This window comes from Streptomyces sp. NPDC048353, from assembly GCF_055587165.1.
This window is the reverse complement of the sequence record NZ_JBVJGU010000005.1, coordinates 252,677-274,217: the sequence shown is the minus strand read 5'-3', so window position 1 is coordinate 274,217 and position 21,541 is coordinate 252,677. Positions and strand designations below refer to the sequence as shown.

The following is a 21,541-nucleotide window of genomic DNA, read 5'->3' as shown; positions in this document are numbered from 1 at the left end:
TGCTGGTCGTCAGTCCTTTCGTACGGTCAGCTGAGACCGACTCAGATGTCGAGGAAGCGAACGTCCTTGGCGTTGCGCTGGATGAAGGAGCGCCGGGCCTCGACGTCCTCGCCCATCAGCACCGAGAACAGGTCGTCGGCCTGGGCCGCGTCGTCCAGCGTGACCTGGCCGAGCACACGGTGGTCCTGGTCCATCGTGGTGATGCGCAGCTCTTCGGCGTTCATCTCGCCCAGACCCTTGAAGCGCTGGATCGAGTCCTCGCGGATCCGCTTGCCGTTCTGCTTGCCCAGCTCGACGAGCGCGTCGCGCTCCCGGTCCGAGTACGCGTACTCGAAGTCGTCCCGGCCCCACTTGATCTTGTAGAGCGGCGGGCGGGAGAGGTAGACGTGACCGGCCTCGACCAGCGGACGCATGAAGCGGAAGAGGAAGGTCAGCAGCAGGGTGTTGATGTGCTGGCCGTCGACGTCGGCGTCCGCCATCAGGATGATCTTGTGATAGCGGAGCTTCTCGATGTCGAAGTCCTCGTGGACTCCGGTGCCGAAGGCCGAGATCAGCGCCTGGACCTCGGTGTTCTGGAGGATCTTGTCGATCCGCGCCTTCTCGACGTTCAGGATCTTGCCGCGGATCGGCAGGATGGCCTGGTACATCGGGTTGCGGCCGGACTTGGCCGAGCCGCCGGCGGAGTCACCCTCGACGATGAAGATCTCGCACTTGGTGGGGTCGTTCGACTGGCAGTCGCTCAGCTTGCCCGGCAGGGAGGCCGACTCCAGCAGGCCCTTGCGGCGGGTCAGGTCGCGGGCCTTGCGGGCCGCCACGCGCGCGGTGGCCGCCTGGATCGACTTGCGGATGATGTCCGCGGCCTCGACGGGGTTGCGGTCGAACCAGTCGTTGAGGTGCTCGTGGACGATCTTCTGGACGAAGGTCTTGGCCTCGGTGTTGCCCAGCTTCGTCTTCGTCTGGCCCTCGAACTGCGGCTCGCCCAGCTTGATGGAGATGATCGCCGTCAGGCCCTCGCGGATGTCCTCGCCGGTGAGGTTGTCGTCCTTCTCGCGCAGCAGCTTCTTGTCGCGCGCGTACCGGTTGACCAGACCCGTCAGTGCGGCGCGGAAGCCCTCTTCGTGCGTTCCGCCCTCGTGGGTGTGGATGGTGTTCGCGAAGGAGTACACGCCCTCGGTGTACTGCGAGTTCCACTGCATCGCGATCTCGACCGAGAGCATGCGCTCCTTGTCCTCGGCCTCGACGTCGATGACGGTGGGGTGGATCAGCTCGCCCTTGCGGGAGTTGAGGTACTTCACGAAGTCGACGATGCCGCCTTCGTAGTGGTACTTGACCGTCCTCGCCGGCTGCTCCTCGGCCGCCTCGGCGTCGGGGTCGTCGGCGCCGACCGTGGCCTTCGCGGACTCGCGCTCGTCGGTGAGCGTGATCGTCAGGCCCTTGTTGAGGAAGGCCATCTCCTGGAAGCGGCGCGAGAGCGTCTCGAAGGAGTACTCGGTCGTCTCGAAGATGTCCGGGTCGGACCAGAACGTGACCGAGGTGCCGGTCTCGTCGGTCTCCTCGCGCTGGGCGAGGGGGGCGGTGGGGACGCCCATCTTGTAGTCCTGCGTCCAGCGGTGGCCGTCGGTCTTGACCTCCACCGAGACCTTGGTGGAGAGGGCGTTGACGACGGAGACGCCGACGCCGTGCAGACCGCCGGAGACCGCGTATCCGCCGCCGCCGAACTTGCCGCCCGCGTGCAGGACCGTCAGCACGACCTCCAGGGCCGGCTTGCCCTCGGACGCCACGATGCCGACGGGGATGCCGCGCCCGTTGTCGACGACGCGGACGCCGCCGTCGGCCAGGATCGTCACGTCGATGGTGTCCGCGTGGCCGGCCAGGGCCTCGTCGACGGAGTTGTCGACGACCTCCTGCACCATGTGGTGCAGTCCCCGTTCACCGGTCGAGCCGATGTACATGCCGGGTCGCTTGCGGACCGCGTCCAGACCCTCGAGGACGGTGATCGCGCTGGCGTCGTACGACGCAGCGTTGGCGGACGGAGTGTTCTCGTTGGGGTTGCCGGAATCGGCCACGAAGCGCCCTTTCTGGCACAGCACAAGCCGTTCTCCGGGCATACGGGAGCGGCTGCGTCGTTCGACTTGTTCCGCGGGGTGGCGGGATTACCCACCAGTCTACCGGTAGCGCTGACACGAGTGGGGGTTTGCCGGTACCTGAGTCCGCATGTGCCGCCCTGAGCGGGAGCGAGACGACTCCCCATATCCGGACGGGGGCTCCAAAGGGCTCTGACGGCCACCCAGCGCTTCGGGCGGTGACCGGTTGTGGGCAACCGATCGGGTGGGGTCCCGGGCGGGGGGTGTGCGGGCGCCGCCGGGGTGGCATACGGGGCGGGCCAGCGGCGTGGAGGGGGCGAAGCGGGGGGCCACGGCGGGCGCGCGCGTGCGCGCGTAGGGAGGGGGTGTGGGGGCCGCCTGGGGCCGGGGTAGGGCGGTGCGGGGCGCATGGGCGGGGCGGGGCGAGGTACGGGTGGGGTGCGTGTGTACGAAGGGCCTGGGCGCGAGGGACCTGTGTACGAGCGACTGGGGCCGAAGCAGGGGCCGTACCGGAGAAGCCTCCCGGGGCCGCGGGCGCGAGGCGGCCCGCCGAGGCGTGCACATCGCGGGCCCGCACGCCCCGACCCCGCGCCCCCGGTCGCCGGCGTCGCGCCTCAGCCGTACGTGTCGCCGGGTCCCACGGACCCCGGTGCCCGGAGCGGGCCGTACCCCTTGCGCGGGCCGCCCGGGCCGAGGACCTTGATCGCGCGGACCGTGCCGTGGCCCAGGTCCTCGTTCAGCCGGGCCACCAGGCGCGGCGCCAGGAGGCGGAGCTGGGTCGCCCACGCCGTCGAGTCGCACTGCACGGTGAGCACCCGCTCCTCGGGGTCGTCGTCGTACTTCAGCGGCTCGCAGTGCTTGGCCAGGTCCTCGCCGACGATCTGCGGCCAGCGGCCCATGACCCCGCCCACGGCCGCCGGGGCCTCCCAGCCGCGTTCGGTGATCAGCCGGTTGATCGCGGAACCGAGCGCCATCGGGTCGCGCCCGTCGGCGTGCGCGCCGGACCGCAGGCCGCCGCCCCGCCGGGCCTGCTTCTTCTGCTGGGCGGCCGCGCCCCGCGCCTTCGCCTGCTCCTTGGCGGCGCGCAGCGCGACCCGCGCCAGGTCGACGCCGGACGGCTCCGGGGTCTTCGCTCCCGCCTGGGGGGCCTCGCCTTCGCTGCCGCTCACAGCCGCTCCACCAGGCCCTCCGCGACGCCGTAGCGCGCCCCGGCCAGCACTCCCGGGACGTCGTCGTCCACCGCCGCCGTCACCAGCACCTGCTCGCCCGGCGCCACCAGCTCCGCGAGCCGTTCCCGGCGCCGCGCGTCCAGCTCGGCGAAGACGTCGTCGAGCACCAGGACCGGCTCGTTGCCCTCCGCCCGCAGCAGGTCGTACGAGGCCAGCCGCAGGGCCAGCGCGTACGACCAGGACTCGCCGTGGCTGGCGTACCCCTTCGCCGGCATGTCGCCGAGCTTGAGCAGCAGCTCGTCCCGGTGCGGTCCGGCGAGGGTGACCCCGCGCTCGATCTCCTGTTTCCTGACCTCGGCGAGCGCCCCGAGCATCTGCTCGTACAGCTCCTCGCGGGTGTGGCCGGGTCCCGGCGCGGACGGCCGGTACTCCAGCAGAATCGGTCCGCCGCCGGGCGCCAGCTGCTCGTACGCCTTGTCGGCGAGCGGCTGCAGCACGCCGATGAGGTCGAGGCGCTGAGCCAGCAGCTCGGCACCGGCCCGGGCGAGGTGCTGGTCCCACACCTCCAGGGTCGACAGGTCCATGCCACGGCTGCCGTGGCGGCGGGCCATGGCGGCGGACTTCAGGAGCGTGTTGCGCTGCTTGAGCACCCGGTCGTAGTCGGCGCGCACGCCGGCCATGCGCGGCGCGCGCGCCGTGATCAGCTCGTCGAGGAAGCGCCGGCGCTCGCCGGGGTCGCCCTTCACCAGGGCGAGGTCCTCGGGCGCGAACAGCACGGTCCGTACGATCCCCAGCACATCACGGGGTCTGACCTGCGAGGACCGGTTGATACGGGCGCGGTTGGCCCGGCCGGGGTTGAGCTCGAGCTCGACCAGCTGGGAGCGCTCGCCCTGGGTGACCGCGGCCCGGATGATCGCCCGGTCCGCCCCCATGCGGACGAGGGGCGCGTCGGAGGCGACACGGTGGCTGCCGAGAGTGGCGAGGTAGCCGACGGCCTCGACGAGATTGGTCTTGCCCTGGCCGTTCGCCCCCACGAAAGCGGTGACGCCCGGGTCGAGCGGGACCTCGACCCGGGCGTAGGAGCGGAAGTCGGCCAGCGACAGATGCGTGACGTGCATGGTGGGCGCCGACCTTCCCCGGCAGCTGTGCACCGCCGGGTGCACAGCCTGTGGATTACTTCGTGGACTCGACCGCGTGGCCGCCGAACTGGTTGCGCAGCGCGGCGATCATCTTCATCTGCGGGGAGTCGTCCTGACGGGACGCGAACCGCGCGAACAGCGACGCGGTGATCGCGGGCAGCGGCACGGCGTTGTCGATGGCCGCCTCGACGGTCCACCGGCCCTCGCCGGAGTCCTGCGCGAAGCCGCGCAGCTTCTCCAGGTGCTCGTCCTCGTCCAGCGCGTTGACGGCCAGGTCGAGCAGCCAGGAGCGGATGACCGTGCCCTCCTGCCAGGAGCGGAAGACCTCGCGCACGTCGGTGACGGAGTCGACCTTCTCCAGGAGCTCCCAGCCCTCGGCGTACGCCTGCATCATCGCGTACTCGATGCCGTTGTGGACCATCTTGGCGAAGTGGCCGGCGCCGACCTTGCCGGCGTGGACGGAGCCGAACTCGCCCTCGGGCTTGAGCGCGTCGAAGATCGGCTGGACCTTCGCCACGTTCTCGGCGTCACCGCCGTACATCAGGGCGTAGCCGTTCTCCAGGCCCCAGACGCCGCCGGAGACGCCGCAGTCGACGAAGCCGATGCCCTTGGCGGCGAGCTCCTCCGCGTGCTTCTCGTCGTCGGTCCAGCGGGAGTTGCCGCCGTCCACGACGATGTCGCCGGGGGAGAGCAGCGCGCCCAGCTCGTCGACGGTGGACTGGGTCGCGGCACCGGCCGGGACCATCACCCACACGACGCGCGGACCCTTGAGCTTGCCCACAAGCTCTTCGAGGCTGGGGACATCGGCGAGGTCCGGGTTGCGGTCGTATCCGATGACGGTGTGGCCTGCGCGGCGGATGCGCTCGCGCATGTTGCCGCCCATCTTGCCGAGACCGACGAGACCGAGCTCCATCAGAGATTCCTTAAGCGTCGTGTGCGGTTCGTACCCGGGTCCGAGCCTACGCCCGGACCCGGTTGCACACCTGTGGGGTCGGCCGCTCAGTCGACGGCCGTCAGCCCGACAGACGCACGGGCATGATCAGGTACTTGTACGCCTCGTCCGCCTCCGCGTCGACCGCGGGCTTGCCGCTCAGCAGGGCGGGCTTGGTGGAGGTCGTGAAGGAGAGCTGGGCGACCGGGGAGTCGATCGCGCTCAGGCCGTCCAGCAGGAACGTCGGGTTGAAGGCGATCGAGATGTCGTCGCCGTCCAGCTGCGCGTCCACGCGCTCCACAGCCTGTGCGTCGTCGCTGGAGCCGGCCTCCAGGATCAGCACGCCCTGCTCGAAGCTGAGCCGCACCGGGGTGTTGCGCTCGGCCACCAGGGCCACGCGCTTGACGGCCTCGACGAACGGGGCGGTCTCGATCACCGCGATCGAGTTGAACTCGGTCGGGAACAGCGTCCGGTACTTCGGCAGGTCGCCTTCGAGGAGCCGGGTGGTGGTGCGGCGGCCGGCGCCCTCGAAGCCGATCAGGCCCTCACCCTTGCCGGAGCCGGAGAGCGCCAGCGTGACGGTGTCACCGCTGGTGAGCGCCTTGGCGGTGTCCAGGAGGGTCTTGGCGGGCACCAGGGCGACGGCGGAGGCGTCCGGGGACTCCGGCTTCCACAGGAACTCGCGGACCGCGAAGCGGTAGCGGTCGGTGGAGGCCAGGGTGACCGTGTCGCCCTCGATCTCGATGCGCACACCGGTGAGGACGGGCAGCGTGTCGTCGCGGCCGGCGGCGATGGCGACCTGGGCGGCGGCGGAGGCGAAGATCTCGCCGGGGACCGTGCCGGTGGCGGTGGGCATCTCCGGCAGGGCCGGGTACTCCTCCACAGGCAGGGTGTGGAGGGTGAAGCGGGAGGAGCCGCAGACCACGGTCGCCCGTACACCGTCTGTGGAGATCTCGACCGGCCGGTTGGGCAGGGCGCGGCAGATGTCGGCCAGCAGGCGGCCGGAGACGAGGACGGTGCCGTCCTCCTCGACCTCCGCCTCGACGGAGACCCGGGCCGAGACCTCGTAGTCGAAGCTGGAGAAGCTCAGCGCGCCGTCCTCGGCCTTCAGCAGAAGGCCCGCGAGAACGGGCGCCGGCGGACGGGCCGGAAGGCTGCGGGCCACCCAGGCCACCGCCTCCGCGAGTACATCGCGCTCCACCCGGATCTTCACCGGAACCGCCTCCTGCTGTTGCTGGCTCTTCGTCGACTGCGGGAACCAGTCTGACGCACGCCACCGACACTCGGTGCGGCTCGGGGTCAAGTCGCGACGAGAGGTCGCCGACGGTCCGGCCTCGAGTTGTGCACAGGTCCCACTTCGAAGCGGATTCCGGGCTAACTCTAGGTGGAAGTAGTAGTAGGGCCTGTGGAAACCGTGGATAACCCTGTTTTCGCAGGTCAACACCGATTTTTTGTCCACCGGCCCTGTGGGCGACGCCCGTGGACAACCGGGGCGTTCTGTGGACGCCCGAAAGTTCTGCACACCCGGTACACAGGCAGCCCGGGGTTCTCCCCAGTGATGTCCCCAGCTTTACCCGCGTTCCCCACAGCCCAACCGCACCCCTCGGTGTGACCGCTTTCACTCGACGCGGTGAGCGGGGGTGTTGCGTTGCCGAACAGTGGACAGCGGTGTGGAGAAGCTGTGGGCAACCCTCGGCGGCCTGTGGGTTGGCGGTGGACAACCCCGACGGGCCCCTGTGGACGAAAGATCTGTCCACAGGCTGTGGATCACGGTTGCCAACAAATCCCCAAGGGTCTGACCTGGTGTGATGATCTCCCACTTGCAGCGTCTGTGGACATGATCCGCATAACTTGGTGGTCCCCACCCTGTGGACGGAAGATCATCCCGCAATCTGTGGAGAACCGGCGTCCCGCCCTTGGTATTCGAACAGCGGCGCCTTCGCACCGGCGCCCCGGAAGCCGGCAGAACCTCACGCGAGAGCGAAAAAGCCCTTTCGGGGGCGCCCAGAACGGCCCCGGAGCACACCGACGCGCCATCCCCAGGCGAGCGCAGGGCGGCGCAGGACGGCGTAGGAGGACCCGGGAAGGAGCGGCTCGAGTCACCGAGGCCGGTGTCCCCGAATCCCCGAGTCCGCGAGTCCCCGGGGACACCGGCCGGACAGCACGAAGGGCGCCCCGGGAGGTGTCCCGGAGCGCCCTGGGGCCCGTCCGCGCGAGCGCGGATAGGGCCCGTCAGCCGTTCTTGATGCGGTTGGTGAGTTCGGTGACCTGGTTGTAGATGGAGCGCCGCTCGGCCATCAGCGCGCGGATCTTGCGGTCCGCGTGCATCACCGTCGTATGGTCACGGCCGCCGAACTGCGCGCCGATCTTCGGCAGCGACAGGTCCGTGAGCTCCCGGCAGAGGTACATCGCGATCTGGCGGGCCGTCACCAGCACCCGGCTGCGTGACGATCCGCAGAGATCCTCCACGGTGAGACCGAAGTAGTCGGCCGTCGCCGCCATGATCGCGCCGGCGGTGATCTCCGGAGCGGCGTCCTCGCCCCCCGGGATCAGGTCCTTGAGCACGATCTCCGTCAGCCCCAGGTCCACCGGCTGCCGGTTCAGGCTCGCGAACGCCGTGACCCGGATCAGCGCGCCCTCCAGCTCACGGATGTTCCGCGAGATCCGGGAGGCGATGAACTCCAGGACCTCCGGCGGGGCGTTGAGCTGCTCCTGGACCGCCTTCTTGCGGAGGATCGCGATCCGCGTCTCCAGCTCCGGCGGCTGCACATCGGTCGTGAGACCCCACTCGAACCGGTTGCGCAGCCGGTCCTCCAGGGTCATCAGCTGCTTGGGCGGCCGGTCCGAGGAGAGGACGATCTGCTTGTTCGCGTTGTGGAGCGTGTTGAAGGTGTGGAAGAACTCCTCCTGCGTCGACTCCTTGCTCGCGAGGAACTGGATGTCGTCGACCAGCAGGATGTCCACATCGCGGTAGCGCTTGCGGAAGGTGTCGCCCTTGCCGTCGCGGATCGAGTTGATGAACTCGTTGGTGAACTCCTCCGAGCTCACGTACCGCACACGCGTCCCCGGATAGAGGCTCCGCGCGTAATGACCGATGGCGTGCAGCAGGTGCGTCTTGCCGAGGCCCGACTCCCCGTAGATGAAGAGGGGGTTGTACGCCTTCGCCGGAGCCTCGGCCACGGCGACGGCGGCCGCGTGCGCGAAGCGGTTCGAGGAACCGATGACGAAGGTGTCGAACAGGTACTTGGGGTTGAGGCGTGCGTGCTGCTCGCCGGGGGCGCCGGACGCCCCGCCCTGCCCGGAGGACGAGCCCGGGCGTCCCACGCCGGGACCGCCGCCGCCCGGACCCGGGACCGGACCGCCGGGACGCGGGCCCTGGCCGGACCCCGGCCCCTGCGGGTCGACGAGCCCGTCGCGCTCGGGCCGCTGCGGCTGGTCGTAGGAGGACGGCCGCTCGTCGTAGCGCGGCTGCTGGGACTGGGGGTGACGGGGCCCGGCGTACGGCTCCCGCTCCTGGTAGCCGCCGAGCCGGGGCTGCTGCCAGGAGTGGTCGTCCCCGACCCGCGGCCAGGCACCCGGGTCGGGCCGCTGCTGCTGGTAGTCCGGGTAGGCGGGACGCGCGGTCGGCAGCCCGTCGTCATGCGCGGGCCGGTGGCCGTAGCCGTCGTACTTCTCGTACCCGTCCGCGGGCGGCCGCTCGTCGTAGCGACCCTGCTGCGGGGACTGCTGCTGCTGGTGGTGGATCGGCGGTGCCGGCGGGCTGGGCTCGCCCACCGAGTCGTCGACGGTGATCGCGATCCGGATGGGCCGGCCGCACTCCCGGCTGAGCGTCTCGCTGATCAGCGGCGCCAGGCGTCCTTCGAGCACCCGCTTGCCCCACTCGTTGGGGACGGCGAGGAGCGCGGTGTCGGCCACCAGAGCGAGAGGCTGGCAGCGCTCGATCCACTGCTTGTCCTTGGGCTCCATGCCCTGCTGGCCTTCTCTGAGGAGGTGCTCGAGCACGCGTGGCCACACTGCGGCAAGATCGGCAGGTACGTCAGCCACAGGGCACGCTTCCTCGCAGGTCCCACGAATGTGTGGTTCTCGGGACGGTGGGTCGATGTCCGTCAGGACAGGTAAGGACAGAACGGAAAGTTCTGGAGTCCGGCCACGGTAGTCGCGGCGGCTGACGTGGTTCAAGTTGTTGTCCACAGCCTGTGCACAATGGACCCCGGCGATGGGCCGGTTTGACCGGATGGCGTAGCCGCGCGTACCGTGACCAGGTCGAGTTGTCGATGGCTGCTGCCGCCTGCCTCCGATGGGCAAAGATCACGGTCTGTGATCGTGAAGCGGTGCACTCGGGCGTATTGCGAGCTACTCGTGGGCGCACGGTGACAGCCAGGCGATGTCCCGCCACCACACGAATCATTTCTGGAGCCCCCGAGTGAGCAAGCGCACCTTCCAGCCGAACAACCGTCGTCGCGCGAAGACCCACGGCTTCCGCCTGCGCATGCGCACGCGTGCCGGTCGCGCCATCCTGGCGAACCGCCGTGGCAAGGGTCGCTCGAGCCTGTCCGCCTGATCCGCGTAACAAACAGGTCATGACGTGCTGCCTACCGAGAATCGGCTGAGGCGGCGCGAGGACTTCGCAACCGCGGTACGCCGAGGGCGCCGGGCCGGTCGCCCGATCCTCGTCGTCCATCTACACAGCGGTGCAACGGACCCGCACGCGCCTGGGGAGAGCGCTCCCCCGACGCGTGCGGGTTTCGTCGTGAGCAAGGCCGTGGGCGGCGCCGTCGTACGCAACCAGGTGAAGCGACGACTGCGCCACCTCGTCCGCGAACGGCTGTCCGAGCTGCCCCCCGGTAGCCTGGTGGTCGTACGGGCGTTGCCCGGAGCCGGCGACGCCGATCACGCACAGCTGGCCCGAGACCTGGACGCCGCTCTTGAGCGGCTCCTGGGAGGGGGCACGCGATGAAGTACCCGCTGCTGGCTCTCATCAAGCTGTACCAGTGGACAATCAGCCCGCTCCTCGGGCCCGTCTGCCGGTACTACCCGTCGTGTTCCCACTATGGATGCACGGCCATCGACCGGCATGGCGCGATCAAGGGCACTGCCCTGACCGTCTGGCGCATTCTGCGGTGCAATCCGTGGTCGCCCGGCGGCGTGGACCACGTGCCTCCGCGCAAGCGGCCTCGCTGGCACGAAATGCTGCGAAACGCACTGCGCGGCGACAAGGGCGGGTCCACCGCCGAGACGAGCCCGGCCGCAGAGACCTCGCCCAATGCTCAAGGAGCCTGATTAGTGGACACGATTGCCAGTTTTTTCAGCTTCATCACCACACCTGTCTCATGGGTGATCGTCCAGTTCCACAAGCTGTACGGGGCGATCTTCGGCCCTGACACAGGTTGGGCCTGGGGTCTGTCCATCGTGTCCCTGGTGGTGCTGATCCGGATCTGCCTGATTCCGCTGTTCGTCAAGCAGATCAAGTCGACCCGGAACATGCAGGCGCTCCAGCCGAAGATGAAGGCGATCCAGGAGCGCTACAAGAGCGACAAGCAGCGTCAGTCCGAAGAGATGATGAAGCTGTACAAGGAGACGGGCACCAACCCGCTCTCCTCGTGCCTGCCCATCCTGGCCCAGTCGCCGTTCTTCTTCGCGCTGTACCACGTGCTGTCCAGCATCGCCTCGGGCAAGACGATCGGTGTCATCGACCAGCCGCTGCTGGAGAGCGCCCGTCAGGCGCACATCTTCGGCGCCCCGCTTGCGGCCACCTTCACCGACAGTGCCGAGAAGGTCGCCTCCCTCGACGCCTCGATCACGTCGGTCCGCATCGTCACCGCGATCATGATCATCATGATGTCGGCCTCGCAGTTCTACACGCAGCGCCAGCTGATGATGAAGAACGTCGACCTCTCGGTGAAGACGCCGTACATGCAGCAGCAGAAGATGCTCATGTACATCTTCCCCGTGATCTTCGCCGTGATGGGCATCAACTTCCCCGTCGGTGTCCTCGTCTACTGGCTGACCACCAACGTGTGGACCATGGGCCAGCAGATGTACGTGATCAACCAGAACCCGACTCCGGGCAGCGCGGCGCAGGACTCCTACCTCCAGCGACTGCTGAAGAGCGTCACCTCCCACGGTGAGGTCCGCGGCCGGCGCCGGAAGAACATCGTCAAGGCCATCGTCGCCAAGGGCAGTGACCGCAACGAGAACGAGCGCCGCTTCTTCGCGGGCCTGGCCAAGGCCGGCTTCGCCGCCCAGGCCGACGGCACCGTGATCAAGAGCGACACCATCGCGGCCGAAGCCGAGGGCGGGCCGGCGGCCCGGCGTCAGCAGCCCAAGCGCCAGACCAAGGCGAAGCGCCAGGCAGCCGCCCAGGCCCCCGCGACGAAGAGCGCCGAGGACGCCGCCGACACCCCGGCGGACGCCGAGGAGCCCAAGACCTCGCTGGAGAAGAAGCCGCAGGGTTCCGCCGCCGATCAGGCCAAGGACTCGGCGCAGGGTGACAAGCCCGCGCGCCCGAGCCGTGCCAACTCCGGTGCCACCCGTCAGGCAAAGTCCGGTCAGCGCAAGGGCCAGCAGCGGCCCAAGCACCCGTCGTCCAAGAAGTAGAAGGAGTCGATCCGTGACGGAAGGCACCACCTCCGCCCCCGCTGAGGGTGGCGACACCCTGACCCGCCTGGAGCAGGAGGGCGAGATCGCGGCCGACTACCTCGAAGGTCTCCTCGACATCGCCGATCTCGACGGCGACATCGACATGGACGTCGAGGCCGACCGGGCCGCGGTCTCGATCATCAGCGACTCGAACAGCCGCGAACTGCAGAAGCTCGTGGGCCGCGACGGCGAGGTGCTGGAGGCCCTCCAGGAGCTGACCCGCCTCGCCGTGCACCGGGAGACCGGTGACCGCAGCCGTCTGATGCTCGACATCGCCGGCTTCCGCGCCCAGAAGCGCACCGAGCTCGCCGAGATCGGCGCCAAGGCGGCGGCCGAGGCGAAGTCGACCGGGGCCCCGGTCAAGCTGGACCCGATGACACCGTTCGAGCGCAAGGTCGTGCACGACGCGGTCGCGGCCGCCGGTCTGAGCAGCGAGTCCGAGGGCGAGGAGCCGCAGCGCTTCGTCGTCGTTCTCCCTGCCTGACCCCCTCGTCGTAGAGTCGGCCCCGTCTGCTCGCAGGCGGGGCCGATCTTTGTCAGCCTGATAACAGCCACCACAGTGCGCTCGCACGTACGCGTGCGGTACGGAAGGACGGTTCCCCGTGACGGAGGCAGCGGAGCTTCCCCCCGCGCCTGAGCAGGCGCGGACGGTATTCGGTGAGTACTACGCGGAGGCCGTCCGGTACGCGGAGCTCCTCGCGGACGCGGGCGTCAAGCGAGGGCTGATCGGGCCCCGCGAGGTCCCTCGCCTGTGGGAGCGCCACCTGCTGAACTGCGCGGTGCTCTCCGAGGTGGTCCCCGAGGGCGTCACCGTCTGCGATGTCGGCTCGGGCGCCGGCCTGCCCGGCATCCCGCTGGCGCTGGTCCGGCCTGATCTCAAGATCACGCTCCTGGAGCCGTTGCTGCGCCGCACCAACTTCCTGCAGGAGGTCGTGGAGCTGCTGGGCCTGGACCATGTGACGGTCGTCCGCGGCCGGGCCGAAGAGGTCCTCGGCAAGCTGTCGCCGGTGCACGTGGTGACGGCCCGGGCCGTGGCCCCGCTGGACCGTCTGGCCGGCTGGGGCGTTCCCCTGCTGCGTCCGTACGGCGAGATGCTGGCCCTCAAGGGGGACACCGCCGAGGAGGAGATCATCGGCGCCCGTGCCGCCCTCTCCAAGCTCGGTGTGGTGGAGACCTCGGTGCTCCAGGTCGGTGAGGGGATCGTGGATCCTCTGTCGACGGTCGTCCGGGTGGAGGTCGGGGAAAGCCCCGGCGGTGTGCGGTTCGCCGCCAAGCGGGCCAAGGCCGCCCGCCCGAGCCGTACGCGTCGTCGCCGCTGACCCCTCAGTGGGGCGCAACTGATCCTAAAAAGCTGCCATACGTACGTATTTCGGAGTGTCGAGCGGTCCCGGGTCGACGGCGCGTGCATCGTGTTTCACGTGAAACGTCGCTCACTGCTGCAGGGGATCATCAGCCGCGGTCGCGCGGCCGCCACGCCCTGGGACCGCAAACCGCCGGTGAAGCCCCCCTCAAGGGTGAGGGGGTTGTCCACAGAGGTGGAATCGTCCACAGAACCACGGGCCTCGCTGGTTCACGACCCCGAAAGCATGGCAGGCTCTGTCCATCGCGAGCCTGAAGCCGAGGAGAGTGAATCCTTGCGGTCCAACGCCAACATCGCGGGACCGATGACCGATCCGGTCCCCGGTCCCCGAACCGAATCGGCGGGGGAGGATGTTTCACGTGAAACACCGCCCCCGATGGACGACACCCCCATTGGCCGTGCTGCCCAATTGGCGGTAGAGGCACTGGGACGTGCCGGAGAGGGCCTGCCTCGGCCTGCCCAGACACGCGTGATGGTGGTCGCCAACCAGAAGGGCGGCGTCGGCAAGACGACCACGACGGTCAACCTCGCCGCTTCGCTCGCACTGCACGGCGCCCGGGTCCTGGTGATCGACCTCGACCCTCAGGGCAACGCGTCGACGGCCCTGGGCATCGACCACCATGCGGAAGTCCCCTCGATCTATGACGTCCTCGTGGAGAGCAGGCCGCTCTCCGAAGTGGTACAGCCCGTCCCGGACGTCGAAGGCCTCTTCTGCGCCCCCGCCACCATCGATCTCGCCGGTGCGGAGATCGAGCTGGTGTCGCTGGTGGCGCGGGAGAGTCGACTCCAGCGAGCGATCCAGGCGTATGAGCAGCCGCTGGACTACATCCTGATCGACTGCCCGCCCTCCCTCGGCCTGTTGACGGTCAACGCGATGGTGGCGGGCGCCGAGGTCCTGATCCCGATCCAGTGCGAGTACTACGCGCTGGAGGGACTGGGCCAGCTCCTGCGGAACGTCGACCTGGTGCGGGGGCACCTCAACCCCACGCTGCATGTCTCGACGATCCTGCTCACCATGTACGACGGCCGCACGAGGCTCGCCTCCCAGGTCGCCGACGAGGTGCGGAGCCACTTCGGCGAGGAGGTGCTGCGGACCAGCATCCCGCGGTCGGTACGCATCTCGGAAGCACCGAGCTACGGACAGACCGTGCTCACCTACGACCCGGGCTCCAGTGGTTCGCTGTCGTATCTCGAGGCTGCCCGTGAGATCGCGCTGCGAGGGGTCGGCCTCCACTACGACGCCCAGCAGGCCCACACGGGTCACCAGAACAGCCAGCGCAACATGTCGGAGGGGATCCAGTGAGCGAGCGACGTAGAGGATTGGGGCGTGGGCTCGGTGCGCTGATCCCCGCTGCTCCCCAGGAGCGCCAGGCGCCGGCCGTCGGTGCGGGACAGGGATCGACCTCGCCGGGGGCCATCCCCTCCATGGCGTCCGAGCGTGGGGTGGCCGCCGCGAAGGTCGCGACCCTTCCGCAGAGCCCGTCGTCCCCGGACTCGGTGGTGCCGACGGTCGAGCCCGAGCCGACCCCCGAGGTGGACTCCCCTGCCGGAGCCCACTTCGCCGAGCTGCCGCTCGACTTCATCACGCCGAACCCGCGCCAGCCTCGTGAGGTCTTCGACGAGGACGCACTGGCGGAGCTGGTCACCTCCATCAAGGAGGTCGGTCTGCTGCAGCCCGTCGTCGTGCGTCAGCTCGGAGCCGAGCGCTACGAACTGATCATGGGAGAGCGTCGGTGGAGGGCCTGCCGGGAGGCCGGCCTGGAGCGCATCCCCGCGATCGTGCGCGCCACGGACGACGAGAAGCTTCTCCTGGATGCCCTCCTGGAGAACCTCCACCGGGCTCAGCTGAACCCGCTGGAAGAGGCCGCCGCCTACGACCAGCTGCTCAAGGACTTCAACTGCACGCATGACCAGCTGGCCGACCGGATCGGCCGTTCACGGCCCCAGGTCTCCAACACGCTCCGGCTGCTGCGGCTCTCGCCCCCGGTCCAGCGCCGGGTCGCGGCCGGTGTCCTCTCGGCCGGCCATGCCCGCGCGCTGCTCTCGGTGGACGACCCGGAGACGCAGGACAAGCTGGCGTACCGGATCGTGGCCGAGGGGCTGTCGGTCCGGGCGGTCGAGGAGATCGTCACGCTGATGGGTTCGGAGCCCACGTCCACGACCAAGCCCAAGGGGCCGCGGGCGGGGGCCCGTGTCTCCCCGGCGCTCACGGACCTGGCCGCCCGGCTCTCGGACCGCTTCGAGACCCGGGTGAAGGTGGATCTCGGTCAGAAGAAGGGCAAGATCGTCGTCGAGTTCGCATCGGTGGACGATCTCGACCGGATCCTCTCGACCCTCGCCCCCGGCGAGGGCCGCGTTCTCGACCAAGTCCACTCCGAGCAGGGCGAGGAAGATACCGAGGGCTGATCCGTCCCCGGCTTCTCCCCAGGGCGGGCCGTGTTCCGGTGAAGCCGGAACACGGCCCGCCCTTTGCCTGCGGACGGTATCGCCCTGATCGCCCCATCGATACGATTCTGAGAGGGCGTATCCGTGCTGCGTCGGTCGAGGGAAGGGAGGAACAGCCGTGGGGCGTCGGCTCGTACCGCTCACGCTGGACAACCTTCCGGATCTCCCCCAGCGGTGTCGCTCCTGTGTCTTCTGGGAGCTCGACCCCGTCAGCGGCGAGGCCGCGGTGGAGTCGGGACGGCCGGAGCTGGAGAAGGAAGCCTGGATCTCCGCCGTGCTCCTGGAGTGGGGATCGTGCGGCCGCGTCGTCTATGTCGATGACGTGCCCGTCGGCTTCGTGCTGTACGCCCCGCCGGCCTATGTGCCGCGCTCTCTGGCTTTTCCCACCAGCCCGGTGTCGCCGGACTCGGTGCAGCTGATCACTGCCCTGATCATGCCCGGCTACCAAGGGCAGGGGCTGGGTCGGACGATGGTGCAGACCGTCGCCAAGGATCTGCTGCGGCGGGGCTTCAAGGCGATCGAGGCGTTCGGAGACGCCCACTGGAAAGAACCGGCTTGTGTGCTGCCGGCGGATCACCTTCTGGCCGTGGGGTTCAAGACCGTCCGCCCCCACCCGGCTCACCCGCGGATGAGGCTGGAGCTGAGAACGACGCTCTCCTGGAAGGAGGACGTCGAGCTGGCACTGGACCGACTCCTCGGCGCGGTCCAGAAGGAACCGGCGCTCCGCCCTCTGTAGGACGACCGCGATGCACCTCTGACAGACGAACGGCCCGCCCCCAGAGGGACGGGCCGTTCGTGTTTCACGTGAAACGAAGGCGTCAGGCCTTGGTCGCCTCGTCGGAGACGAACTCCTCGAGGTCACGGAGGATCGCGGCCTTCGGCTTGGCACCGACGATGGTCTTCACGACCTCGCCGTTCTGGTACACGTTCAGCGTCGGGATCGACATGACGCCGTACTTGGCAGCCGTGGCCGGGTTCTCGTCGATGTTCAGCTTCACGACCTCGATCTCACCGTGCTCGGCGGCGATGGCCTCAAGCGACGGGGCGATCTGGCGGCAGGGACCGCACCAGGCGGCCCAGAAGTCCACCAGGACGGGCTTGTCGCTCTTGAGGACATCGTCCTCGAAGGAAGCGTCGGTCACGTTCTTCAGGGCGCCGGCCACGGCGACCTCCTTAACTTCGCGGGGTGTGGGGTGGGGGATGCGGGGAGGGTCAGACCGCGGGGGTCTTCTCCGGCTCGGCGAGCTTCTCGCTGTCGGCGAGGGCAGCCAGGAAGCGCTCGGCGTCGAGTGCGGAGGAGCAGCCCGTACCGGCGGCGGTGATCGCCTGACGGTAGGTGTGGTCGACCACGTCACCCGCGCCGAAGACACCGGGGAGGTTGGTCCGCGTCGACGGAGCCTCGACCTTGAGGTAGCCCTCTTCGTCCAGCTCCAGCTGCCCCTTGAACAGCTCGGTACGCGGGTCGTGGCCGACGGCGATGAAGAGGCCGGTGACCGGGAGCTCGCTGGTCTCGCCCGTCTTGGTGTTCCGCAGGGTGAGGCTGGAGAGCTTCTGGTCGCCGTGGATCTCCGCCACCTCGCTGTCCCAGGCGAACTTGATCTTCGGGTCAGCGAAGGCGCGCTCCTGCATCGCCTTGGAGGCGCGCAGGGTGTCACGGCGGTGGACGATGGTGACGGACTTGGCGAAGCGGGAGAGGAACGTCGCCTCCTCCATCGCGGTGTCGCCGCCGCCGACGACGGCGATGTCCTGGTCCTTGAAGAAGAACCCGTCGCAGGTGGCGCACCAGGAGACACCGCGACCGGAGAGCGTGTCCTCGTTCGGGAGCCCGAGCTTGCGGTGCTGGGAGCCGGTCGTCACGATGACGGCCTTGGCGCGGTGCACGGTGCCGGCGGTGTCGGTGACGGTCTTCACGTCGCCGGTCAGATCCACGGCGACGACGTCGTCCGGGACCAGCTCCGCGCCGAAGCGCTCGGCCTGGGCGCGCATGTTGTCCATCAGGTCGGGGCCCATGATGCCGTCACGGAAGCCGGGGAAGTTCTCCACGTCGGTCGTGTTCATCAGTGCACCACCAGCGGTGACAGCACCCTCGAAGACCAGCGGCTTCAGCGACGCACGCGCCGTGTAGAGCGCAGCGGTGTAACCCGCGGGCCCGGAGCCGATGATGATCACGTTACGGACGTCGCTCACGGGTTTCTTCCTCGTCTCTGCAGACTGCCTACTGCTACGGGGCGATCGGGTCGGTGACTCTCACCCCACCCAACGGATCCTACGGGTCGAGCATTCCCGAATTCGCCCCGCGGCACAGCGGTACGTCAGGAGCGAGGGTAGGAGTCCGTCAACAAGACCTTGGCCTTGTCCGCTCCGCCGCCGTCCGCGCAGGACGCGTCCAGCACGAATGCCTGCACCTGAGTGGGGTCCGCCCGGTCCGGGAGAACGAGGAGGTAGGCCGCCGTTCCCTGGTAGTCGCCCTTCTGGAAGGCGAGAGGCGCGTCCGGATGACCGGTGCCGGCCTTGACGCACGCGGGGATGGCTGCGGCGAGCGTGCGCTTGGGAGTGTTGCCGCCCTCGGCGGACATCGACTCGGGGCTGCCGTCCTTGGGGGCCCTCAGGGTGGCGTCCGGCTGCAGCAGGGCCTGGACCCGTGTCTCGACCGGCTCGCCGTCGAAGCGGGACGCGGCCGTGTCGCTGACCGCTGCGTCGCTCCGCTTGTCGCCGGAGTCGCCACTGAGCGTCTGGACGCCGCCTTGGACGAAGAAGAGGCTCAGCCCCAGGGCGACGGCGCCGAAGGCAGCCCCAAGGGCCGCGGTCCGGCGACGGCCGGCCTTTCCCGGACGGCCGGGTCCGGTGGCGGCCCGAGGACGCCCGGCGGGCCGGTCCCCGCCCGAGCCCGCTGGAGCGGTAGCGGGCGACTTCTGGGGTGCGGTCGCTGTTTCACGTGAAACATGGTCGTCCGCGTCGGGAGTCGTGGCGTCGAGCAGGGCCTCGGCCGCAAGGGCGGCGTCGATACGGCCGGCGATGTCAGCAGGCATCCGGGGCGGACCCGGCAGCGTTCCCAGCAGCCCGCGGATCTCCTCCAGGGAGGTGCGTACATCCGCACAGAGGGGGCAACCGTCGATATGCCGCCGTACGACCGATGTGCGGGACGGCGAGAGCAGCCCCTCGTTGAGGTCGGAAATCTCCGAGACGTCCGGGTGCTGGGTCGTGTCGGTCGAGGATGTCACGCGCGCCCACCTCCGCCCTTCACAGCAGCCGGACCGTTCGGTCCGGTATCCCTTGGCCCCGCCACCGGTGGGACGGATGTCCCCGGCGTCCGGTTCCTTCCCCGCTCGGCTGCCTCGTTACCCACCGTGCCGGCGCGCAGATGAGTGACCATGGGCAGCAGTTTCGCCCGGCCCCGTGCGCACCGGCTTTTCACCGTTCCGGCAGGCACCTCCAGGATGCGGGCGGCTTCGGCCACGGGGTATCCCTGCATGTCGACGAGGACGAGGGCCGCTCGCTGGTCCTGCGGGAGTTTGGCCAGGGCGGCCAGCAGCTCCCGGTGAAGGTCCTGGCGCTCGGCGGGCGCCTCGGCCGACTCGGCGGGCTCGAGAAGCTGCTCGAAGCGGGCGGTGTCGTCCATGGGAGACGTCTTGCGGGAGGCGGCTTTACGGGCACGGTCGAGACAGGCGTTCACCGTGATGCGGTGGAGCCAGGTCGTGACCGCGGACTGGCCGCGGAAGGTGTGGGCGGCCCGGAAGGCGGAGACGAGGGCGTCCTGGACGGCGTCAGCGGCTTCCTCGCGGTCCCCCAGCGTCCGCAGCGCGACGGCCCAGAGGCGGTCGCGGTGGCGCCGTACGAGCTCACCGAAGGCGTCCGGTTCACCGGCCACATGCCGCGCCAGGAGTTCCTGGTCGTCCATGTCGCCGTATATGGCGTCGTCCAACGGTGAGCCCCCTCCCCTTCGGCCGTCAGCTGGTGATCTTGATGTCTGAGATCTTGCCGCGGAAGTTGCCCTCGCTGCTGGCGGGCAGCTTCGTCAGCCAGATCAGAACGTAGCGCGTCGTCACCGGCTTCGGGGCCTTCAGGGTCACGCTGGTTCCGGAGCCGGACACCTGGGTGGCGAAGCCGTCCGGTGTGGTTGGTGCGGTGGTGTCCCCGGCCGGAGCGGTCCGCAGTTCCACCGAGGTCTGTCCCACGAAGGAGAGCTCGACGGAGCCGACCTGCTGAGCCGTCCCCAGGTCGAGCACCATGCCCACGCCCTCCTTGAGTTCCCCGAAGTCCGCGCTGTAGTAACCGTCGGTGTTCCAGAAGCTGCTGGGGTCGCCGTCGTAGGCGTTCTTTATGCCCTCGGGCTTCTCCGAGCCGCTGCCCAGCGGATCGAAGTCGTGGGCGTCGACGATGGCGACGGGCTTGCCGACCGCCGGTGCCTTCTCGTCGTCCGTGGAGTCCTGCGGCTGAGTGTTCTGCGGGGTGTCGGTGCCCTTCTTCTGGTCGAGCAGCCGGTCCGCGATCTGCCAGCTGCCCAATCCCAGGGCGGCGATGAGCAGCGCGGAGACGGCCCACTTCAGGGCCCTGCCCGTGCGGCTCTCCAGCGGAGCGGGCGGCACGACCACCGGCGGCGGGACCGGGGCGCCCGGGCGCTGCGCCGGGCGGCCGTACGTGCCCTGCTGGTAGGTGGTGCGCTGGTACTCCGGCGGGGTGGGGAACGCGGGCTCCGGCGGGCGGATGCGGGGCATGGCGGCCACGGCCTTGGCCAGCTCGTCCGGGGTGGTGCAGGGCGGCTCCTGGCGCGAGGCCGTGGCCCCGTCGTTGGCGAGGGCTCGCATGGCGATCTCGGACAGGCCGCGATGGACCCCGGCCCGTACCTGGTCGGGAGCGAGCAGGCCCACGCCCTTGGGAAGGCCGGAGAGCCCGTGGGCGTCGCTGTCGTACGGCCAGCGCTGGGTCAGCGCGGCGTACAGCAGGGCTCCGATCGCCTCGGTGTCGGTCCGCTGGGGCCGTTCGGCGCTGATGCCCCGCAGGGCGGCGTTCACGGCGAGGCCGCGGATCCGGTACTGGCCGGTGGAGCTGCGCAGTACGGCGCTCGGGGTGAGGCGGAGGTGGGCGAGGCCTTCGCGGTGGGCCGCGGCCATCGCCTGGGAGACCTGGCTGACGAGCTGATAGGCGTCGTGCGGCTCCAGCGGGCCGACCGCGAGGAGCGCGGTGAGTTCCGTGGAGTCGGGCAGCCACTCGTGCACCACGTACACGAGGTCGTTCTCCTCGACGGCGTCGAGGACCTGGACGAAACGGGGGTCGCCGAGGAGCGCCGCGGAGCGGGCCGCCGCGAGCACCGAACGGGCTCGTGGGTGGTCCGCGGGCAGGAGGTGGACGCCGACCGCCCGCCGCAGTTTCTCGTCGACGGCACGCCAACTGCTGAAACCGTCCAGACGGGTGACGCACTCCTCCAGGCGGTAGCGCCTGGCCAGTTTGTGGCCGCTGTGCAGCTCGGGTGTCTCGATGGAGGGCTGTTCGCCGTTCTGCCGATCGTCGGCCTTGTTCTCCGCGTTTTCGGCGGAGTTCTCCGCCTTCGCCTGCGCTTTCGCCACCCCGTCGGTCGCGGCCTTGCCCGCCTTGGCGGTCAGCGGGTCGTCACCGCTGTTGTCGGCCACGTCGACGGCAGCCGTGCTACGTTCCGCCACCGTCGTTCCTGCCTCCCCATCCGTTGCGCCACATCCAACAGCCAAGCCAATTGTGCCCACAGTCGGCCGCTCTGCACGACACGCGGCGGCCGACGATGGTTGTGCGGGACGGATCTC

General features: G+C 69.5%; 20 protein-coding genes. 9 read left to right on the top strand and 11 right to left on the bottom strand.

Annotated elements, in window-relative coordinates:
* Positions 1-41: 41 nt before the first annotated feature.
* The 6 genes from gyrB to dnaA form a co-directional block, all read right to left on the bottom strand.
* Positions 42-2,108 (bottom strand): DNA topoisomerase (ATP-hydrolyzing) subunit B, encoded by a 2,067-nt coding sequence (gyrB, locus tag ACZ6RC_RS19875; protein WP_453616040.1) that lies wholly within the window; start codon positions 2,106-2,108, stop codon positions 42-44.
* Between the two features lie 590 nt (positions 2,109-2,698).
* A complete protein-coding gene (locus ACZ6RC_RS19870; protein WP_391140010.1) occupies positions 2,699-3,253 on the bottom strand; it encodes a DciA family protein in 555 nt (184 codons plus the stop codon).
* Positions 3,250-4,371, bottom strand: a complete 1,122-nt coding sequence (recF, locus tag ACZ6RC_RS19865; RefSeq protein WP_391140009.1) for a DNA replication/repair protein RecF — start codon at positions 4,369-4,371, stop codon at positions 3,250-3,252. Before recF ends, ACZ6RC_RS19870 begins: the two co-directional genes overlap by 4 nt.
* 55 nt (positions 4,372-4,426) lie before the next feature.
* Complete coding sequence (gnd, locus tag ACZ6RC_RS19860; protein WP_391140008.1) at positions 4,427-5,305, bottom strand: phosphogluconate dehydrogenase (NAD(+)-dependent, decarboxylating); 879 nt, start codon at positions 5,303-5,305, stop codon at positions 4,427-4,429.
* Positions 5,306-5,405: 100 nt separating this feature from the next.
* On the bottom strand, positions 5,406-6,536 hold the full coding sequence (gene dnaN, locus ACZ6RC_RS19855; RefSeq protein ID WP_391140007.1) for a DNA polymerase III subunit beta: 1,131 nt from the start codon (positions 6,534-6,536) through the stop codon (positions 5,406-5,408).
* 1,019 nt (positions 6,537-7,555) lie between these two features.
* The gene (gene dnaA, locus ACZ6RC_RS19850; RefSeq protein ID WP_469584895.1) at positions 7,556-9,367 is read right to left on the bottom strand and encodes a chromosomal replication initiator protein DnaA; all 1,812 of its coding nucleotides are present in this window, start codon (positions 9,365-9,367) and stop codon (positions 7,556-7,558) included.
* Positions 9,368-9,746: 379 nt separating this feature from the next.
* Here dnaA and rpmH point away from each other — a divergent pair, with 379 nt between their 5' ends.
* The 9 genes from rpmH (at position 9,747) to ACZ6RC_RS19805 (ending at position 16,503) form a co-directional block, all read left to right on the top strand.
* Positions 9,747-9,884: a 50S ribosomal protein L34 gene (rpmH, locus tag ACZ6RC_RS19845; RefSeq protein ID WP_003967884.1), complete on the top strand. Its 138-nt coding sequence runs from the start codon at positions 9,747-9,749 to the stop codon at positions 9,882-9,884.
* 24 nt (positions 9,885-9,908) lie between these two features.
* Positions 9,909-10,280 (top strand): ribonuclease P protein component, encoded by a 372-nt coding sequence (gene rnpA, locus ACZ6RC_RS19840; RefSeq protein WP_469584893.1) that lies wholly within the window; start codon positions 9,909-9,911, stop codon positions 10,278-10,280.
* On the top strand, positions 10,277-10,603 hold the full coding sequence (gene yidD / locus ACZ6RC_RS19835; protein WP_469584890.1) for a membrane protein insertion efficiency factor YidD: 327 nt from the start codon (positions 10,277-10,279) through the stop codon (positions 10,601-10,603). The genes rnpA and yidD overlap by 4 nt, the downstream gene beginning before the upstream one ends.
* A gap of 3 nt (positions 10,604-10,606) precedes the next feature.
* Positions 10,607-11,920 (top strand): membrane protein insertase YidC, encoded by a 1,314-nt coding sequence (gene yidC / locus ACZ6RC_RS19830; RefSeq protein WP_391140004.1) that lies wholly within the window; start codon positions 10,607-10,609, stop codon positions 11,918-11,920.
* A gap of 13 nt (positions 11,921-11,933) precedes the next feature.
* Positions 11,934-12,446 (top strand): Jag family protein, encoded by a 513-nt coding sequence (locus tag ACZ6RC_RS19825; protein ID WP_391140003.1) that lies wholly within the window; start codon positions 11,934-11,936, stop codon positions 12,444-12,446.
* A 118-nt stretch (positions 12,447-12,564) separates the two neighbouring features.
* Positions 12,565-13,281 carry a 16S rRNA (guanine(527)-N(7))-methyltransferase RsmG gene (gene rsmG, locus ACZ6RC_RS19820; RefSeq protein WP_391140001.1) on the top strand — a complete coding sequence of 239 codons (717 nt, stop codon included), beginning with the start codon at positions 12,565-12,567 and terminating at the stop codon, positions 13,279-13,281.
* A gap of 267 nt (positions 13,282-13,548) precedes the next feature.
* Complete coding sequence (locus ACZ6RC_RS19815) at positions 13,549-14,625, top strand: ParA family protein (protein WP_391139999.1); 1,077 nt, start codon at positions 13,549-13,551, stop codon at positions 14,623-14,625.
* The gene (locus tag ACZ6RC_RS19810; protein WP_391139996.1) at positions 14,622-15,728 is read left to right on the top strand and encodes a ParB/RepB/Spo0J family partition protein; all 1,107 of its coding nucleotides are present in this window, start codon (positions 14,622-14,624) and stop codon (positions 15,726-15,728) included. Before ACZ6RC_RS19815 ends, ACZ6RC_RS19810 begins: the two co-directional genes overlap by 4 nt.
* Before the next feature lie 157 nt (positions 15,729-15,885).
* Positions 15,886-16,503 carry a GNAT family N-acetyltransferase gene (locus ACZ6RC_RS19805; RefSeq protein WP_391139994.1) on the top strand — a complete coding sequence of 206 codons (618 nt, stop codon included), beginning with the start codon at positions 15,886-15,888 and terminating at the stop codon, positions 16,501-16,503.
* Positions 16,504-16,585: 82 nt separating this feature from the next.
* Here the strand turns inward: ACZ6RC_RS19805 and trxA are convergent, their stop codons facing one another.
* The 5 genes from trxA to ACZ6RC_RS19780 all read right to left on the bottom strand — a co-directional run bounded on the left by trxA (position 16,586) and on the right by ACZ6RC_RS19780 (position 21,424).
* On the bottom strand, positions 16,586-16,930 hold the full coding sequence (gene trxA / locus ACZ6RC_RS19800) for a thioredoxin (RefSeq protein ID WP_391139992.1): 345 nt from the start codon (positions 16,928-16,930) through the stop codon (positions 16,586-16,588).
* 49 nt (positions 16,931-16,979) lie between these two features.
* A complete protein-coding gene (gene trxB / locus ACZ6RC_RS19795; protein ID WP_391139990.1) occupies positions 16,980-17,954 on the bottom strand; it encodes a thioredoxin-disulfide reductase in 975 nt (324 codons plus the stop codon).
* Positions 17,955-18,079: 125 nt separating this feature from the next.
* The gene (locus tag ACZ6RC_RS19790; RefSeq protein WP_469584882.1) at positions 18,080-18,988 is read right to left on the bottom strand and encodes a hypothetical protein; all 909 of its coding nucleotides are present in this window, start codon (positions 18,986-18,988) and stop codon (positions 18,080-18,082) included.
* Positions 18,985-19,665, bottom strand: coding sequence for an RNA polymerase sigma factor SigM (gene sigM, locus ACZ6RC_RS19785; protein WP_453616443.1), 681 nt, complete (start codon positions 19,663-19,665; stop codon positions 18,985-18,987). Before sigM ends, ACZ6RC_RS19790 begins: the two co-directional genes overlap by 4 nt.
* Positions 19,666-19,714: 49 nt before the next feature.
* A complete protein-coding gene (locus tag ACZ6RC_RS19780; protein ID WP_469584879.1) occupies positions 19,715-21,424 on the bottom strand; it encodes a protein kinase family protein in 1,710 nt (569 codons plus the stop codon).
* Positions 21,425-21,541 lie beyond the last annotated feature (117 nt).

Excerpts from the sequence above, each read along its gene's own strand:
- gnd (WP_391140008.1), bottom strand. The coding sequence starts at position 5,305 with ATGGAGCTCGGTCTCGTCGGTCTCGGCAAGATGGGCGGCAACATGCGC.
- recF (WP_391140009.1), bottom strand. The coding sequence starts at position 4,371 with ATGCACGTCACGCATCTGTCGCTGGCCGACTTCCGCTCCTACGCCCGG.
- sigM (WP_453616443.1), bottom strand. The coding sequence starts at position 19,665 with ATGGACGACCAGGAACTCCTGGCGCGGCATGTGGCCGGTGAACCGGAC.
- yidD (WP_469584890.1), top strand. The coding sequence starts at position 10,277 with ATGAAGTACCCGCTGCTGGCTCTCATCAAGCTGTACCAGTGGACAATC.
- ACZ6RC_RS19815 (WP_391139999.1), top strand. The coding sequence starts at position 13,549 with ATGGCAGGCTCTGTCCATCGCGAGCCTGAAGCCGAGGAGAGTGAATCC.
- gyrB (WP_453616040.1), bottom strand. The coding sequence starts at position 2,108 with ATGCCCGGAGAACGGCTTGTGCTGTGCCAGAAAGGGCGCTTCGTGGCC.